Here is a 16,798-nt window from a genome sequence, read left to right as displayed (position 1 = left end):
GCGGCATGCCACCACACAACTTACTTCTTCTTGTTGAACATCAGCATCAGCGAATCCCACACGCGGCCGACCACACCTGCCTGCGGCACCGCCTGCAACGCGACGATCGGGAATTGCGCGAGCACCTTGCCGTCCGCGACGAGCTTCGCCGTGCCGACCTGCTGACCATTCGCGATCGGCGCGATCAGCGGATCGTTCTGCTCGATCTGCGGCTTCACCTTGTCGCCCATGCCCTTCGGCACGGTAATGTACTGATCGCCCTTCACGCCGATCTGCACCGTGTCCTGCGCACCCTTGTAGACGCGCGGCGTGCCGACCACCTGGTTCGCCTTGTACAGACGCACCGTGTCGTACGCGGTGTAGCCGTAGCTCAGCATCTTCAGGCTGTCCTGCACGCGGTCGTGTTCCTTGGTCTCGCCCATCATCACCGTGACCAGACGACGCGAACCATCGTTCGTGCCCGGCAGCGGACGCTTCGCGCTCGCGATCAGGCAGTAACCCGCCGCTTGCGTGTGGCCGGTCTTCAGGCCGTCGACGGTCGGGTCGATCCACAGCAGACGGTTACGGTTCGGCTGCTTGATCTTGTTGTACGTGAATTCCTTGACCGAGAAGATGTTGTAGTAGTCCGGGAAGTCGCGGATCAGGCGCGCCGACAGCACCGCGAGATCGCCCGCGGTGGTGTAGTGCTGCGGATCGGGCATGCCGTTCACGTCGGCGAAATGGGTGTGCGTCATGCCGAGGCGCGCCGCTTCGTTGTTCATCATGTTGACGAACTGCGACTCGCTGCCGCCGACCAGTTCGGCCAGCGCGATCGCCGCGTCGTTACCCGACTGGATGATCATGCCGTACACCAGATCGTGCACGGTCACCGGCTTATTCGCCTCGATGAACATGCGCGATTCGTCGGTCTTCACACGGCGCACCGCTTCGCTCGGCATCACCGTCTGGTCCATCGTGATCTTCTTCGACTGCAGCGCCTCGAAGACGAGATACGCGGTCATCAGCTTGGTCAGCGACGCCGGTTCCACGCGCTCCTCGGCATTGCCCGATGCGAGCACCTGATTGCTGGTGGCGTCGACGAGCACCCACGAACGCGCATTCACCTGCGGCGGCGGCACTTGCGCGAACGCGGCGCTGGCCACGAGCGTGGCCGGCAGCACGACGCCGAGCGTGACGGCACGGCTAAGCGTTTGGGGAACGAGGGAAGCAACTGACGGGAAGGACGTGCGGCCGGAGGTGGAGAAACGCATAGGGTCGATTCGTGCAGAAAAATACATCGCGCGCAGGGCGCATAGTTTGGAAGAGCCGGTCGGCGAGCGGCCGGCCGCAAAAACGGCACGGCGCCCGTTGGACTGCCGGCTACGCGATCGGTTCACGCAGCACGCCCTGCATCCGGCACCGCTGCGCGCGCAGCGGCCACACCATCACCACGAAACCACCGCGAAACAGAAGCAAACTCACAACCCGTTACGCGTCGCGCGAACTGCCGGATGGGCGGCGCTGCGCCCAAAAAAGAGCGCCCATTATACGCGCGCTCACCAGGCAACCTTGCGCAAACGGCGTCGATTAATTTGCGTTTGCGCGTACCTGTACCCCGAAAAACACACGCGAGCGCGAGCGACGCGCGTTTTAACGCCACGCGTCGACGATGATCCGCTTCAGCACGTGCAGCTTGCGATGCAGAAAATGTTCCGCCCCCGGAATCACGACAACCGGCAGTTCCTGCGGTCGCGCCCAGTCGTAAACCGATTGAATGGGAACCGTGTCGTCGGTCTCGCCGTGAATCACCAGGGTGTTCTCCGGCACCGGCGCGACCTCCCAACGGCTCGCCGCCGTGCCGACGAAAACCATCCGCTCGATCGCCTGCCCCTCTTCGCGCAACTTCGCGGCGACATGCGAGAGCACGAAGGTACCGAACGAAAAACCGGCCAGCACGAGCGGCAGATCCTGCTGCCCGTCTTCGGCGCGCATATGGGCCAGCACCGCGTGCAGGTCGTCGCGCTCGCCGAGGCCCGCGTCGTGTTCGCCCTGCGTCTCGCCGACACCGCGAAAATTCGAGCGATACGTCACGTAGTTCAACTGCACGAGCGTGCGCGCGAGGGTCTGCGCGACCTTGTTGTCCATCGTGCCGCCGAACAGCGGATGCGGATGCGCGACCAGCGCGATGCCGCGCGGCGCCGTGCCGTTTTCACGCATCTCGTCGGGGAGATCGCGCGCGACCTCGATCTTGCCGACCGGCCCGTCGATCAGATACTTCTGGGTATGTACGTTCATGGCGACGCTTATTGATCGATTTTCAGACGCTCGACGATCTTGCCGTTGGCGAGATGCGAGTCGACAATTTCATCGATGTCGCTTTCGTCGACGTACGTGTACCAGATGCCTTCCGGATACACGACGAGCGCCGGGCCGAGTTCGCAGCGGTCGAGGCAGCCCGCCTTGTTGATGCGCACCTGGCCGGGGCCCGCGAGACCGAGCTGCTTCACGCGTTTCTTCGCGTACTCCTGCATCGCCTGCGCATTGCAGTTCGCGCAGCTCGGGCGCTCGGCGCCGGGATCGCGTTGATTGAGACAGAAGAACACATGATGCTTGTAGAAAGAATCCATGATGGGCGGAGGCGAGACCGTAAGAGTAGGGAATGGCGTTGTAAGCGCGATGCCGCGCCGGTTGTGCGGACGATTATAGCGAGCGAGTCCGGCGTGGGTTCGGCGAGGGTTTTTCAGCGGACCGTCATGCGCTCTTTCGTAGCGCCCTCGCCGGCCCATCCGTGCTTCCCTCACCCATGCTTCGCGCGCCGCTTCAACCACGCCTGCTCGGCGACGAACGCGAGCCACACCAGCGCCGCGTACGGCCAGATCCACGCGAGCCAGTGCGCGAGACCGTTGAAGTGCAGATACCGGCCTTGCCGCCAGTCGGCCAGCACGACGTCGAAATACGGATTCACCGGCAGCAGATTGACGAGCACCAGCGACGCGATCAGCGCGACGGCCGCGAGCGACGCGCGCATTCGACGCCGCAAGCGAAGTGCCAGCAGCGCGAGCACCGTTGCGCAGACGAGCCCCGTGAGCGCGCCCGGCGTCGCCCAGTCGAACGCCAGGCCCGACTGCGATTGCAGAAACGTCGCGCCGACCTTCACGAACAAGGTCATGACGATGAACAGCAACAACAGCCGCACGAGCGGCGCATGGCGGCGCACCGGCAACGACGCCAGCGCGAGCGCGGCGAACAGATTGAGCGTGGCGATCAGCGCTTCCCACGTATCGTCCGGCAGACGCGCGGCGAGCAGCGCCGGCCACGCGCCGAGGTGCCAGCCGGGCGGCGCCCACGCGAGCAGCGCATCCTGCGTCGTCGAATCGAAACGCAGCCACAGCGCGCGCGGCCAGTTGCCGAGACCGAACAGACGCGGCGCCGGATACATCGTCGCGAACGGCCACGACGCGATCAGGCAGACCAGCGCCGCGCTATCGCGCTCGAACCACAGCAGCCGCAGCCGCCGCAACAAACCGCGATCGAGCAGCGCCCCCGTGGCGGGCGACATGATCGCCGCGCCCAGCAGCGCACCGAGCGCATTGGCGGCGAGATCGAGATTGGAGGCGACGCGCGTCGGCAGATAGGTTTGCACGGCTTCCATCGCGCCCGACAGCAACCCGCCGAGCACGAACGCCAATGCGACCGCCGGCGTGCCGCGCCAGCGCGGATACAGCGCGAGCACGACCAGCGCGCCGAACGGCATGTAGCCGAGCACGTTGGTGACGACGTCGAACGCCGTCAGGTACTGCGGCATGGGATCGAACAGATAGGCGAACGGCGCGAGGCCGAGCGAACGCCAGCCGGAAAACGGATACCACGACCCGTAGACGATCAGCGCCGTGTACAGCACCAGCGCCTGCCGGGCGAGCGCCGACGGACGGCGCTGCCAGGGTTTTACGCTCATGCAGCGCTCCGTTGCGTGCGCTGCAGGACCCTCATTGCGCGGCGACCAGCGCCTGCACGCCGAGCCATGCGCCGATCTGCGCGACGAGGTCGTCGCTGGCGGCGGCGAGCGCCTGGGCGCCGCCGGCGGCATCGGCCGAACGGGACGGCGCGCGCGCGAGGAAGGTGCGCTGGCCGATCACCTTGCCGTTCTGCGTCAGCGTGGCGCGCGCGGTCACCGCCGCGTGACTTTCGGACTGGCTGTCGAAGACCTGCTCGAACTCGCTCAGATCGACCTTCAACACCGGCGCGGCGACGCCGTCCGCGCCCGTCAGCACGGTGCCGCGCGTGCTGAGCGCACCACGCAGACGCTGCGTCAGCAATTGCGCGGGCGTCATGGTCCAGTGGCTGTTCGCGTACGAGGCGGTCTGCTGGGCGTCGGCGTAGCTGAGACGGTAGACCAGGTTGTCGGATTCGAGCATGCCGGGCGCGGTCACTTCGAGCACCTTCACGGCCGGCGACGTGCCCGCGGAAGCCGCCGGATTCGGCGGCCCGAAGTCGTAGCGGATGTCGGCGAGCGCCGCCGGATTGCCGGCGCAGCCCGAGGCCAGCACGCCGAACGCGAGCAGCACGGTCAGCGCGGCGCTCGAGGACAACAATCGGTGAGTCAAGCGTGACATGGCATTCTTCCCTTCATTCATTCCATCAATTCCATCGATTCATTCAGTGAGCGGCGGCGCGCGCGGCGGGCCACGTGAAACCCGCTTCGCCGGGGCCGGGCGCCGCGCGCGGCGGGCCGCCGAACAGCACGCTACGCGGATTGGTGCTGAACGTATCGGCGGCGCGGTCCACCGAACGGGCCGCCGAGCGCACGTCTTCGGCGAGCGAATTGACGCGCGGCAAGGTGTCGTAGCCGACCCGCGCCGACAGCTCCTGCAGCGAGCCGTTCATGGACGTCAGCGCGTCGCCCGCTTGCTGGGCCGCTGTGCCGACCTTGTTCAGATTGGTCTCGAACGGACCGTCCGCGCGATTCAGGCTGGTGATCAGCTGATTGGTCGACGCCAGCGTGCGATCCAGCTGGTCGATCGTGCCGGGCAGTTTGCCGGCCGCCGGCGCCATCTGCTGCGTCAGCGTGGCCACGCCATCGGCGGCTTTCTGGATGCTGGCCGCGGTGCCGTGCAGCTGCGCGACCATCTCCGGCGACAACAGATTGTCGACATCTTCCGTGACTCTTTCGAGTTTGCGCAGCAGCACGTCGCCGCGTTGCTGCAGCTGATCGAGCAGGCCCGGCCGCATCGGCAATTGGGCGACCTGCGCCGTCGACGACGGCAGCGGCGACGGATCGCGGCCGTTGTCGTCCAGCTGGATGAACGCGATGCCGGTCACGCCCTGAAAACCCAGACTGCCGAAGGTCGAGCGCGTGATCGGCGCATGCGTGTCGACGAGGATGCGGATCAGGATCTGCCCCGGATGCGCGCGATCGAATTTGATCGACTGCACCTTGCCGACGTCGAGCCCGCGATAGCGCACGGCGGCATCCGTGTAGAGCCCGGTCACATTGGTGCGCGCGATCAGGTCGTACGGCACGCGCACCGAACGGTCGACGTTGAACAGAAACGCCGCCACCGCGATCGCCACCAGCAGCACGACGGTGAACAGCCCGGCCCAGAAGGCGTGTGATTTGTTTTCCATTGTCAGGTTCCCTGATTCACAGCGGCAGTTCGGACGACGCCGGTTCGAGCGCGGCGCGCGGCAGCTTCGCGCGGCGCTCCGGCGGCAGCGCCTGCAACGCGCGGCGTCCGCGCAGGCCGAGGAAATATTCGCGGATGAACGGATGATCGACGCCCGCCGCCTCCTCGACCGGCGCGGCGACCAGCACCTTGCGGTCGGCCAGCACCGCGACGCGGGTGGACAGCGCGATCATCGTGTCGAGATCGTGCGTGACCATCACCACCGTCAGGCCGAGCGCGCGATGCAGCGCGGAAATCAGCTCGACGAATTCATCGGACGCCTGCGGATCGAGCCCGGCGGTCGGTTCGTCGAGAAACAGCAGTTCGGGTTCGAGCGCGATCGCGCGGGCAATGCCGACCCGCTTGATCATGCCGCCCGACAACGCGGACGGCATCTTCGACGCATGCTTGCACGGCAGTCCGACCATTTCGAGCTTGAGCATCACGATGTCGCGCAGCAGATCTTCCGGCACCTTGCCAAGTTCACGCACCGGCTGCGCGATGTTGTCGAACACCGACAGCGACGAGAACAGCGCACCGCGCTGGAACAGCATGCCGGAGCGGCTGCGCATCAGCAGCGCGGTTTCCGGCGAGATGGTCGCGAGATCCTCGCCGAACAGCTTGATGGTGCCCGACGACGGTTTCTCCAGCCCGAGAATCTGCCGCACCAGCGTGGTCTTGCCCGAACCGGAGCCGCCGACGATCGACACGATCTCGCCGCGCCGCACATCCAGATTCAGATGCTGATGCACGATGTTGCGGCCGTAGCGCTTGGTGATGTCGATCACCTCGATCACCGGCTCGGCGATCGACGGCACGGGCTGGCCGCGCACGGCCTGGGTGAGCGGCGCGATCATCCGAGCCCCACGTTCTGGAAGAGGATCGCGAACACCGCGTCCGCGAGAATCACGATGGTGATCGACGTCACCACCGAAGTCGTCGTGCCTTCGCCGAGACTCTGCGAATTGGCCTTGATGCGAAACCCGAAATGACAGCCGACGAGCGCGATCAGCATGCCGAACGCGACGCCCTTGCCCAGGCCGATCCACAGATTCGCGACTGGCACCACGCTCGGCAACGCGCGCGCGAAATAGCTCATGTCGATGCCGAGCACGATCTTCGCGGCGAGCGCGCCGCCTGTCAGCGCGATGATATTGGTCCACATCACCAGCAGCGGCATGGCCACGCCGAGCGCGACCACGCGCGGCAGGATCAGCCGCAGTCCATGCGGGATGCCCATCACGCGCATCGCGTCGAGTTCCTCGGTCACGCGCATCACACCGATCTGCGCGGTGATCGCCGAGCCCGAGCGGCCCGCCACCAGAATCGCCGACAGCACCGGCCCGAGTTCGCGAATCACCGACAAACCGAGAATGTTGACGATGTACTGATTGGCGCCGAACAGCCGCAATTGCTGCGCGGACAGGTAGCTCAACACGATACCGATCAGGAACGCGACCAGCGCGGTGATCGGCAGCGCCTTGGTGCCGGCGTTATAGACGTTCGCGGAGATCTCGGTCCACGGCGTGAGCTTCGGCTTGCGCACGATGGACAGCAGATCGAGCACCACGCGCCCGAGCATGCCGACGCCGCCGTACAGATGCTCGAAGAACGAGAAGATCGCGAGGCCGAGACGCGTGAAGGGATCGACCTTGACGACCGGCTCGGCCGAGTCGCGCACCGTGTCGAGCAACGCGATGCGTTCGAAGATGTCGCGCTGCGTGTCGGTGAGCGCGGTGTTCGGCGGCATCTTGTGACCCCACACGCGCCACAGCGCCTGGCCGCCCACATGATCGATCCGGTCGATGCGCGATAGATCCCACTCGCGGATTCCTTCGGCGCCGATCAGCGAGCGCAGCAGCGGAATCACTTTACCGGTGGCCCGGTCGCGGGCAAGCGCGAGCGCCGTCCACTGGCCCGAAAGCCGGACGATCTTGCCCTGGCTGCCGGCCGCGACTTCAAGGCCGGGCGGAGTGTCGTAGTTCAAGGATCGCGAGAATCTTGGTTATCGGATTAGCGGCCATTGTAACGAAGGCGCGGCGGATAGGCCGTGCTGGCGGCCTGTTCGGGTTCGCTGTCGCTACAATATGAGACATGAACGCTTCCAACACTCCTCCCCAGGGCGCCGCGGCCGATTGGCGCATCGACCGCGAACGCGCGGTCACGCTGTTCGGATCGCACGCGCACGACTGGCCGATCGAAATCGTCGAGGAAACCGGCTCGACCAACGCCGACCTGATGGCACGCGTCAAGGCGCTGCCGCGCTCGGCCGACGCGTTGCCGCGTCCGCTCGTGCGGGTCGCCTATCTGCAGACCGCTGGGCGCGGCCGCCGTGGGCGTCCGTGGTACGCGGAGCCGGGCAATGCGCTGCTGTTTTCCGTGGCGTGCGTGTTGCCGCGTCCGCTCGAAGGGCTGGCGGGTTTGAGCCTCGCGATCGGCGTCGCGCTGGTCGACGGGCTGCGCTCGCTGCCGGTCGCCGGTCCTGGCCAGATCGCGCTGAAGTGGCCGAACGACGTGCTGCTCGAAGGCGACAAGCTGGCCGGCATCCTGATCGAAACCGCATGGAGCACCGACGAGGCGAGCGCGGTGGTGATCGGCATCGGCACCAATGTGAAGGGCGCGGACGAACTCGCGAGCAAGGTCGGTGCGCTGAACGCCGACGTGCCGCCGCAGGCGCGCGGCACGGTGCCGACCGCGCTGCAGCGCGCGCTGCCCAACGCCAATCTCACCGATACGCTCGCCGCCGAATTGAACGCGCTCGAACCCGCGTTGCAGCGCTTCGGCGCCGAGGGATTCGCGCCGTTTCAGCCTCGCTGGAATGCGGTGCATGCGTACGCGGGACGCGAAGTCGTGCTGCTCGAACAAGGCCAGGAGTTGGCGCGCGGCGTGGCGGCGGGCGTCGACGAGCGCGGCCAGTTGCTGCTCGACACCGCGAACGGCCGTCAGACCATTGCAACCGGCGACGTTTCGCTGCGGCTCGCCAGCGGTGCCGCATGACGAGCGACGCGTTTCATTTGCTGATCGACGCGGGGAATAGCCGGATCAAGTGGACGCTGGTGCGGGCGGGTGGTGCTGGTGGTGCTGGTGGTGCTGGTGGTGCTGGTGGTGCTGGTGGTGCTGGTGGTGCTGGTGGTGCTGGTGGTGGTGCTGGTGGTGCTGCTGCTGATGGTGCTGATGGTGCTGGTGCTGCTGGTGCTGCCGCCATAGCTTCCGGCGCGCTGACGCATGACGGCGTGGATCGCCCGGCGTGGGCGAACCTGCCGACGCCGCGTGGCGCATGGCTATCCAACGTGGCGGGGCCGGCAGTGGCCGCGCGAATCGCCGCGCTGGTCGACGCGCAGTGGCCGGGTCTACCACTCACGACGATTCGCGCACGCGAGACGCAATGCGGCGTGACGAATAGCTACACCACGCCGCACGCGCTCGGCAGCGACCGTTGGGCCGGCATGATCGGCGCGCATGCCGCGTTTCCGGGCGAGCATCTGTTGATCGCGACGTTCGGCACGGCGACCACGCTGGAAGCGTTGCGCGCGGACGGCGTGTTCGTCGGCGGTCTGATCGCACCGGGCTGGACGCTGATGATGCGCTCGCTCGGCGAACACACCGCGCAACTGCCGACACTCGATGCCGACGCGGCGCGTGGTTTGCTGGGCAATGACGTGAAGGCCAGCATGAACGTGATTGACGACGCGAAGACGAAGGCAACTGCAAGCGCGGATGTGAATGCGGACGCCGCGTCGAAGGCAACTGCAACCACACCCATGAGTGCCGGTGTATCCGCTGACGCCGACGCCGACGCTGATGCCGCGGCCCCTCACGAATCCCGCCGGGGCCCGTTCTTTGCGACGGATACGCCGCGTTCGCTGTCGGCGGGATGCACATTGGCGCAAGCCGGCCTGATCGAGCGGATGTGGCGGGATTTGCGGGACGAATGGCAGGTGCCGGTGCGCCTCGTGGTCAACGGCGGCGCGGTGGACGAAGTGGCAAGCGCGCTGAAAGTGCCGCATACTCGCCACGATTCGCTCGTGCTGTCCGGCCTCGCGCTGATCGCCGCCGAGCACGCGGCGGCCCACGGCGCCTGATGCGCGGCCAGCGCGTCGGATCGCTAACGACGGCTTGCCGTCGACGACTCAACTTTCTTCTGGATCGGGACAACCCACAATGCTGCGCTGGCTGATCGCCATTCTGTTTCTCGCCAACCTGCTCGCCTTCGTCGCGGTGCGCGGCGTGTTCGGCCCGGCGCCGACTGCCGGCGGCCGCGAACCGAATCATCTGACCCGGCAGATCCATCCGGAATGGCTGAAGGTGCAGCCGGTGACGGCAGCCGAGGCGGCCGATCAACCGGTGGTCGGCGGTCCGGCGCCGGTTGCGCCGATTGCGGCATCGGCGTTGCCGCAGTAGCGCGATATCGATCGCGGGGCGCCCCGCGCTCGGTGCTGGTGCTGGTGCTGGTGCTGGTGCTGGTGCTGGTGCTGGTGCTGGTGCTGGTGCTGGTGCGGCCACATTACCCCTGCTTCGCGCACACGGAACGCGCAAAGGCATGCGCACTGATCTGCGCCCCCATCCCGCCGCCGGGACTCACCCTTGCGTGCGCACCTTCTTCAACAGCGCCGTGGTCGAGCGGTCATGCTCGAACGGAATCGCCAGCGCTTTCCCGCCCCAGCCACGCACAATGGCTGATTCCGGCAGCACATCCATGTCATAGTCGCCGCCCTTGACGAGCACATCCGGCCGCAGCGCCGAAATCAGCTCGACCGGCGTCTTCTCGCCGAAACACACCACGTAATCGACGCTTTCCAGCGCCGCGAGCAGCGCCATCCGGTCCGACTCGACGTTGATCGGCCGGTCGTCGCCCTTGCCGAGCATGCGCACCGACGCATCGCTGTTCACGCCGACGATCAGACACGCGCCCAGCGCCTTGGCGTCGGCCAGATAGGTAACGTGCCCGCGATGCAGGATGTCGAACACGCCGTTGGTGAACACCACCGGCGCGTTGAGCGTGGGACGCAGCGCCACGAGGGCGTCGCGCGTCAGCATCTTGCGTTCAAAAGTAGCAGCCATGACGAAACCGGAAAGAGAAGAAGCGATAAAGGAAATGAGCCGCCACGATACACGTTCGACGGCATGACGCAAAACGGCCCGGCAAGCTCACGCCTGCCGGGCCGTTCTGTTTCACCGCCGAAGCGGGTCATGCGTTCATTCAAGCGTGTGCGGCCGTCAAGCCGGCTGTTCCGCCGACTTCTGGTCGGCCTGCAAACGCGCGACGACTTCCTTGCGATAACGGTTCAGTTCCTGCGCGGTGTTGAACGTGCGTTCGAACAGGATGGACAGGTTGTGCAGAATCCGCTCGACCACCTTCTTTTCCCAGCCGTCGTCGAAGCGGATCTGTTCGTCGAGCCAGCGCTCGAGCCATTCCGGATCCGGCAGACGAGACTGGATCGTGTCGCGCGGGAACAGCGCCTGATTCACGTGCAGGTTAGTGGGATGCAGCGGCTTTTCGGTGCGGCGCGCCGACGCCATCAGCACGCCGATCTTGGCGAACGCAGCACGCGCGATGTCGCCGGTTTGGCCCATCGCCTTCTTCATGTAGCGCAGGTACGCGCCGCCGTGACGCGCTTCGTCGCGCGAAATGGTTTCGTAGATCTGCTTGATGACCGGCTCGGTGTGCCATTCGGCGGCACGGCGATACCAGTGATTCAAACGGATTTCGCCGCAGAAGTGCAGCATCAGCGTTTCGAGCGGCGGCGCCGGATCGAATTCGAAGCGCACCGCGTGCAGCTCTTCTTCCGTGGGGCACAGTTCCGGTTTGAAACGGCGCAGATACTCCATCAGCACCAGCGAATGCTTCTGTTCCTCGAAGAACCACACGCTCATGAACGCGGAGAAATCGCTGTCGTGATGGTTGTCACGCAGAAACATTTCCGTGGCGGGCAACGCCGACCATTCGGTGATCGCGTTCATCTTGATCGTGGCGGCCTGCTCGTCGGTCAAGAGCGATGCATCGAACTTGTCCCAGGGAATGTCTTTCTCCATGTCCCATCGAACGGATTCGAGCGATTTATAAAGTTCCGGATAAAGCATGGTGTTCATAGTCCCACCCCTGTTCTGCGCTTGCTGTGTGTGTCTGTCGCTGCTACGTGTAGCACTCTCATGGACGACGAACGGATTGCGCCGTGCGTCGGCCAACATTCAATTTTACGCGGTAATCCACCGCCTAGATGCATCGGGAAGCAAAGAAGTCAGGCGGTTGCGCGGGCACGCCCGACTCCAGCTACGCGCTGCGCGGCCAACCGTGGGTGAGGGATGCCCTGTGCCTGAGGTCGAGCCAGTCTGCGATGAAAACCGCACCGTCCAGCCCTGCGCCGGTCTGGCCGGCGGCAAAATGAAGCAAGGGCGGCTGGGATTGGTTGTTTTCAGCGCACGCCCAAAAACCAATTGAAGCTTACACAATGATAGCACGCTGACTTTACGGAAATCCCACGGCAACGGACGCAATTCCGATGCCCGGTTGACCTCTCTCAACAAAGCGCGCGGTCCGCGGAGTGTGACGGAAAATCGGCGTCAAAACCATGACAGACGGCGATTCGGCGTGCATCCGCGGATGCGGTGTGGTTTTTTGTCGCGGCGGCTTTCCGGACCGCCGCGAGTTCTCGCGTCTCCACCATCAGATCGGTCAGAGCGACTTCTTCGTCGTGCGTTTCGCCGCTGTCGATGCCGCCGACGTTGACGCCGAAGCCCGCTTCGCCGCCGGCCGTTTGGCGGTCGATTCCGCGTTCTTCGTCGATGCCGATGCCGATGTCGATGCTGACGGCGACGCACCGCCGCCCGCGCCGCTCGACGAAGCCGTTCCGCCCGGCGCCGGATCGCCCGCCGCGCCCGCCGCGCCCGCCGCGCCAACTCCGGCGGCGGCCGCCCCCGGCTGGGTCATCGCGAACTGCGCAATCTGGTTGAACTGCGACTGCAGCAGATTCCACCACGCGGATGCGTCGAACGGCGGGGTATCGGGGGTCTCGTCCTGGGCCGCTTCGGAGGCCGGTTCCGCGCTGGCGGCCGGCTCGGCGGCAGCAGCGGAAGCCGCCGCCTGCTGCGTATGAGGCCAGCCGCCGCTCGATGGCGACGGCGACGGTTTCGGCGCCGCGGTCGCCGCAGCCGCCGACTGCTCCATCGACGATTGCGCGAACGCGCCGAACGCGCGCAGCGTCGCGAGCGTCGCGCGCTGCACTTCAAGCGCCTGGATCGCGGATTGCAGCATGCTCAGGTTCAGCTTCAGCCATTGCTCGACCGCGCGCATGTCGGTGATGCGCTTGTCGAGCTCCTCGACGTTCGTGAGCGGCGCCATCATGTCGGACATCATCGACAGCGACGGTCCCATGCCCGCGCCCGGCTGCGCGCCGGAGAACGCGGAGCCGAACGGCGACAGCCGCATCATCCCCCACATGCGTTCGAGCATTTCGGCGGGCGGAAAGCCAGGGAAGCCGGGAAACGGCGGCGTGGAATCGGATGTGTCGGTCATGCTTGTCGCCTCGCTGCTAAAAATGAGAAGTGAGCGCCAGGCCGCGCGCGGTGGGGTCGATCATACCGTGCGGGCACAAGGGTTTTGAGACGCCGGCCGGGCATGTGCCGGAAGCGCCTGTCAGGAGTGTCAGAGACGCCGCAAGACGCGCGTCAGCCGCTCATGCATCGCCATCCCGGCCGCCCGTCGGTCGCGCATCGCCGGTCCACGGATCAGCCGCGCCGAAATCCGGCGCGCGCCGCTCGCGCAGCGACTTCACGCCTTCGCGCACGTCGGGCCCGGCGAAGCCCATGAACTCCAGTGCCAGCGACGTATCGAACGCCGGCCCCGCCGAACGCAGCCAGTTATTCAGCGCGTACTTGGTCCAGCGGATCGCCGTCTGCGAACCGTCGGCGAGTTTGCGTGCGACGTCGAACGCCTTGGGCAGCAGATCGTTTTCATCGACGGCGAGCGAGACGAGGCCGATCCGCTCCGCCTCCTCGCCGCTCACCGGCTCGCACAGCATCAGGTAGTACTTGGCCTTCGCCATGCCACACAACAGCGGCCACACGATCGCCGCGTGATCGCCGGCAGCGACGCCCAGCCGCGTATGACCGTCGATGATGCGCGCCGTCTTCGCCGCGATCGAAATATCCGCGAGCAGCCCCGCGACGAGTCCCGCGCCGACCGCCGGACCGTGCATCGCCGAGACGATCGGCTTGCTGCAATTGATCACGTTGTAGACCAGATCGCGTGCCTCGCGCCACACCCGCGCGCGCACGTCGAAATCGGTCGCCATGTCTTCGACCAGTTGCAGATCGCCGCCCGCCGAAAAGCCCTTGCCCTCGCCGCGAATGATCGCGACACGTGTCTCGGGATCACGGTCGATGTCGCGCCAGATTTCGGCGAGTTCGTAATGCATCCGCGCGTCGGCGGTGGCGAGGCCGCTTTTGTTCGCGCCTGCGCCGTTCATCACGACTTCGAGCACGCCATGCGGATGGCGATGCAGTTGCAGCGACTCGTAGCGCGCGTAGTACGCGTCATTGGCGTGCGAATCGTGCGATGTGTGCGGTGCTTGAGACATGATGTGCAATCCGTGACTGGCCTGAAACCTGACTGATAGTTCGCGATAGTTCGTTTAACGCGGCTGATACACCCACTTGCCGTTGCTGATCTCGACCATCACGCGAGCGCGCTGATCGAGGCCGAGGTGATCGGTGGTGCTCATGTTGACCACGCCATTGGTGTCCGCCAGTCCGCGCGTCGCTTCGAGCGCGTCGCGCAATGCGCGGCGGAACTCCTGCGTGCCCGGCGCGCCGGCTTTCAGCGCGATCGGCACCGCATGGTTGAGCAGCATGCCCGCGTCCCACGTGTAGGAGCCGAACGCCGACACGCTGCCCGGTCCGCGCAACGCCTCGAAGCGCGCGATGTAGTCGAGCGCGAGACGCTTCGCCGGATGATCGGCGGGCAATTGCGCGGCCACCAGCACCGGACTCGCGGGCAGGAAGGTGCCGTTGCAATCGGCGCCGCACACGCGCAGGAAGTCGTTATTGCCGACGCCATGATTGTGATAGATCAGCCCCTTGTAGCCGCGTTCCCGCAGCGTTTTCGGCGGCAGCGCGGCGGGCGTGCCGGCCGCGCCGACCACGACCGCATCGGGATGCGTCGCGAGAATCTTGAGGATCTGGCCGGTCACGCTCGGGTCGGTGCGATTGAAGCGCTCGCTCGCCACCATGTCGATGTGATGCAGTTGCGCGAACTTCGCGACTTCGGCGTAGAACGTCTCGCCAAGCGCGTCGGCCTGGCCGATGAACGCCATCGTCTTCACGTTGTGCGCGCTCGCATGCTCGGCGATCGCGGAGGCCATCATCGCGTCGGTCTGCGGGGTCTTGAAGACCCAGTGACGTTTCGCATCCACGGGTTCGATGATTTTCGCCGACGACGCCAGCGAGATCATCGGCGTTTCGCCTTCGGCGACCACGTCGATCATCGCGAGCGAGTTCGGGGTGATCGACGAACCGATGATCGCATCGACGTGATTCTCGGAAATCAGCTTCTTGGTGTCCTGCACGGCCTGCGTGGTATCGGACGCGTCGTCGAGCACCACATACTCGACGGCCTGGCCGCCGATCTGCTTCGGCAGCAGCGTGACCGTATCGCGCGCGGGAATGCCGAGCGACGCGGCCGGTCCCGTCAACGACAGCACGAGGCCGATCTTGACCTGGGCAAAGCCCGTGACGGGCAACGCGCAAGCGGCAAGCGCGGCGCACAGCGCGGCGGCTCCAAGCGACTTGCGCGGCGTGCGGGACATGCGGGATTTGCGGGACTTAGCGGATCTGCGGGCAGTCAGGGATACGAATCGCGGCATGCTGTCTCCTCACATTGGTTTTCGTTGTCGAGGTGATGGCGCAGATGAGCTGCCGATCCGGCGCCGGACGGATAGCGAGGCCCGACGCCCGAACCAGGCAGCCGCCACCCCGGGCCTGCCGCCGCGCCGATCAGTGTAGCGGCGCGTCAGGCCGGCGGCATCGGGCGAAACCCTTTCGCGAGCGGCGCGCTCGTTCCAGCGTTACTCCAGCGGCGCGATCGCCTGATCGATCGAACCGAAAATCGACTTGCCCGCTTCGTCGAACATTTCGATCTTCACCGTGTCGCCGTACTTCATGAACTCCGTTTGCGGCGCGCCGTGCTCGATGGTCTCGAGGCAACGCTTCTCGGCGATGCAGCAGTAGCCGCGTTTCGCATCCTTGTTCGACACGGTGCCCGACCCGACGATCGCGCCCGCGCGCAGATTGCGCGTCTTCGCCGCGTGCGCGATCAACTGGCCGAAATGGAACACCATGTCGGTGCCCGCGTCCGGCTGGCCCACTTTCCTGCCGTTCCAATGAACGATCATCGGTCGATGCACGCGGCCTTCGCGCCAATGTTCGCCGAGTTCGTCCGGCGTGACGGCGACCGGTGCGAACGAGGTCGCCGGCTTGCTCTGGAAAAAGCCGAAGCCCTTCGCGAGTTCGGCGGGAATCAGATTGCGCAGCGACACGTCGTTGACGAGCGTGACGAGACGCACGCCGCGCAGCGCCTGGTCGGGCGTCGCGCCCATCGGCACATCGGCGGTGATCACCGCGACTTCCGCTTCGAAGTCGATGCCGAAGTCTTCCGACGCGCACGTGACGTCGTCCTTCGGGCCGATGAAGTCGTCGCTTCCGCCCTGGTACATCAACGGATCGGTCCAGAATTCCGGCGGCATGTCCGCGCCGCGCGCGCGCCGCACCAGTTCGACGTGATTCACGTACGACGAACCGTCGGCCCACTGGAACGCGCGCGGCAGCGGCGCCATGCAGTCTTTCGCATCGAACGCAAAGCTGTTGCGTGCGCGGCCCTGATTGAGCGCGTCGTACAGGTCCTGCAATTGCGGCGCGTAGAAGGTCCAGTCGTCGAGCACGCGCTGCATGGTGGGCGCGATCGCGTCGGCAATGGCCGCGGTGTGCAGGTCGCGGGACACGACGATCAGTTGGCCGTCGCGCGTGCCGTCCTTCAGCGTGGCAAGTTTCATAGGGGAGTGAGCCGGTTTAGTGACGATAGAAGGAATCTATTCTACGATGGTGAATCGGCGCGGCCCAAGTGGCGGCGGCTTCCCTTCTTCTCGATGCGCTTCGCGCGCCTT

At 65.8% G+C, this 16,798-nt stretch carries 18 protein-coding genes; 4 read left to right on the top strand and 14 right to left on the bottom strand.

The window, feature by feature from the left end; genetic code table 11:
* Window positions 1-20: 20 nt before the first annotated feature.
* The 8 genes from LFL96_RS01630 to LFL96_RS01595 form a co-directional block, all read right to left on the bottom strand.
* Window positions 21-1,250 carry a D-alanyl-D-alanine carboxypeptidase family protein gene (locus LFL96_RS01630; RefSeq protein ID WP_280997285.1) on the bottom strand — a complete coding sequence of 410 codons (1,230 nt, stop codon included), beginning with the start codon at window positions 1,248-1,250 and terminating at the stop codon, window positions 21-23.
* A gap of 379 nt (window positions 1,251-1,629) precedes the next feature.
* Window positions 1,630-2,274 (bottom strand): alpha/beta hydrolase, encoded by a 645-nt coding sequence (locus LFL96_RS01625; RefSeq protein WP_280997283.1) that lies wholly within the window; start codon window positions 2,272-2,274, stop codon window positions 1,630-1,632.
* Window positions 2,275-2,282: 8 nt separating this feature from the next.
* Complete coding sequence (locus LFL96_RS01620) at window positions 2,283-2,606, bottom strand: (2Fe-2S) ferredoxin domain-containing protein (protein ID WP_280997281.1); 324 nt, start codon at window positions 2,604-2,606, stop codon at window positions 2,283-2,285.
* 170 nt (window positions 2,607-2,776) lie between these two features.
* Complete coding sequence (locus LFL96_RS01615; RefSeq protein WP_280997279.1) at window positions 2,777-3,934, bottom strand: VanZ family protein; 1,158 nt, start codon at window positions 3,932-3,934, stop codon at window positions 2,777-2,779.
* Between the two features lie 31 nt (window positions 3,935-3,965).
* Window positions 3,966-4,592, bottom strand: a complete 627-nt coding sequence (locus LFL96_RS01610; protein WP_280997277.1) for an ABC-type transport auxiliary lipoprotein family protein — start codon at window positions 4,590-4,592, stop codon at window positions 3,966-3,968.
* A 43-nt stretch (window positions 4,593-4,635) separates the two neighbouring features.
* Window positions 4,636-5,604, bottom strand: a complete 969-nt coding sequence (locus LFL96_RS01605) for an MlaD family protein (protein ID WP_280997275.1) — start codon at window positions 5,602-5,604, stop codon at window positions 4,636-4,638.
* 16 nt (window positions 5,605-5,620) lie between these two features.
* Entirely contained in the window at window positions 5,621-6,499 is an 879-nt protein-coding gene (locus tag LFL96_RS01600; protein ID WP_280997273.1) for an ATP-binding cassette domain-containing protein, read from the bottom strand.
* Window positions 6,496-7,629, bottom strand: coding sequence for an ABC transporter permease (locus tag LFL96_RS01595; RefSeq protein WP_280997271.1), 1,134 nt, complete (start codon window positions 7,627-7,629; stop codon window positions 6,496-6,498). Before LFL96_RS01595 ends, LFL96_RS01600 begins: the two co-directional genes overlap by 4 nt.
* A gap of 107 nt (window positions 7,630-7,736) precedes the next feature.
* On the opposite strand from LFL96_RS01595, the gene LFL96_RS01590 reads away from it, so the two are divergent.
* The 4 genes from LFL96_RS01590 to LFL96_RS01580 all read left to right on the top strand — a co-directional run bounded on the left by LFL96_RS01590 (window position 7,737) and on the right by LFL96_RS01580 (window position 10,043).
* A complete protein-coding gene (locus tag LFL96_RS01590; protein ID WP_280997269.1) occupies window positions 7,737-8,639 on the top strand; it encodes a biotin--[acetyl-CoA-carboxylase] ligase in 903 nt (300 codons plus the stop codon).
* Between the two features lie 69 nt (window positions 8,640-8,708).
* On the top strand, window positions 8,709-8,849 hold the full coding sequence (locus LFL96_RS37050; protein ID WP_348638409.1) for a hypothetical protein: 141 nt from the start codon (window positions 8,709-8,711) through the stop codon (window positions 8,847-8,849).
* Between the two features lie 26 nt (window positions 8,850-8,875).
* On the top strand, window positions 8,876-9,724 hold the full coding sequence (locus LFL96_RS01585; RefSeq protein WP_348638408.1) for a type III pantothenate kinase: 849 nt from the start codon (window positions 8,876-8,878) through the stop codon (window positions 9,722-9,724).
* 79 nt (window positions 9,725-9,803) lie between these two features.
* Window positions 9,804-10,043, top strand: a complete 240-nt coding sequence (locus LFL96_RS01580) for a hypothetical protein (RefSeq protein ID WP_280997265.1) — start codon at window positions 9,804-9,806, stop codon at window positions 10,041-10,043.
* Window positions 10,044-10,220: 177 nt separating this feature from the next.
* Here the strand turns inward: LFL96_RS01580 and rfaE2 are convergent, their stop codons facing one another.
* From rfaE2 to LFL96_RS01550, 6 genes are all read right to left on the bottom strand, one after another.
* Window positions 10,221-10,703, bottom strand: coding sequence for a D-glycero-beta-D-manno-heptose 1-phosphate adenylyltransferase (gene rfaE2 / locus LFL96_RS01575; RefSeq protein ID WP_280997263.1), 483 nt, complete (start codon window positions 10,701-10,703; stop codon window positions 10,221-10,223).
* A gap of 156 nt (window positions 10,704-10,859) precedes the next feature.
* Window positions 10,860-11,732 carry a ferritin-like domain-containing protein gene (locus LFL96_RS01570; protein ID WP_280997261.1) on the bottom strand — a complete coding sequence of 291 codons (873 nt, stop codon included), beginning with the start codon at window positions 11,730-11,732 and terminating at the stop codon, window positions 10,860-10,862.
* A gap of 583 nt (window positions 11,733-12,315) precedes the next feature.
* Window positions 12,316-13,155, bottom strand: a complete 840-nt coding sequence (locus tag LFL96_RS01565; RefSeq protein WP_280997259.1) for a PhaM family polyhydroxyalkanoate granule multifunctional regulatory protein — start codon at window positions 13,153-13,155, stop codon at window positions 12,316-12,318.
* A 160-nt stretch (window positions 13,156-13,315) separates the two neighbouring features.
* A complete protein-coding gene (locus tag LFL96_RS01560) occupies window positions 13,316-14,218 on the bottom strand; it encodes an enoyl-CoA hydratase/isomerase family protein (protein WP_280997257.1) in 903 nt (300 codons plus the stop codon).
* Window positions 14,219-14,272: 54 nt separating this feature from the next.
* Entirely contained in the window at window positions 14,273-15,445 is a 1,173-nt protein-coding gene (locus tag LFL96_RS01555) for an ABC transporter substrate-binding protein (RefSeq protein ID WP_280997255.1), read from the bottom strand.
* A 258-nt stretch (window positions 15,446-15,703) separates the two neighbouring features.
* A complete protein-coding gene (locus LFL96_RS01550; RefSeq protein WP_280997253.1) occupies window positions 15,704-16,687 on the bottom strand; it encodes a fumarylacetoacetate hydrolase family protein in 984 nt (327 codons plus the stop codon).
* Window positions 16,688-16,798: the final 111 nt, after the last annotated feature.

The organism is Paraburkholderia sp. D15 (assembly GCF_029910215.1).
Lineage (GTDB): Bacteria > Pseudomonadota > Gammaproteobacteria > Burkholderiales > Burkholderiaceae > Paraburkholderia.
This window is presented reverse-complemented; position numbering and strand designations above follow the sequence as displayed.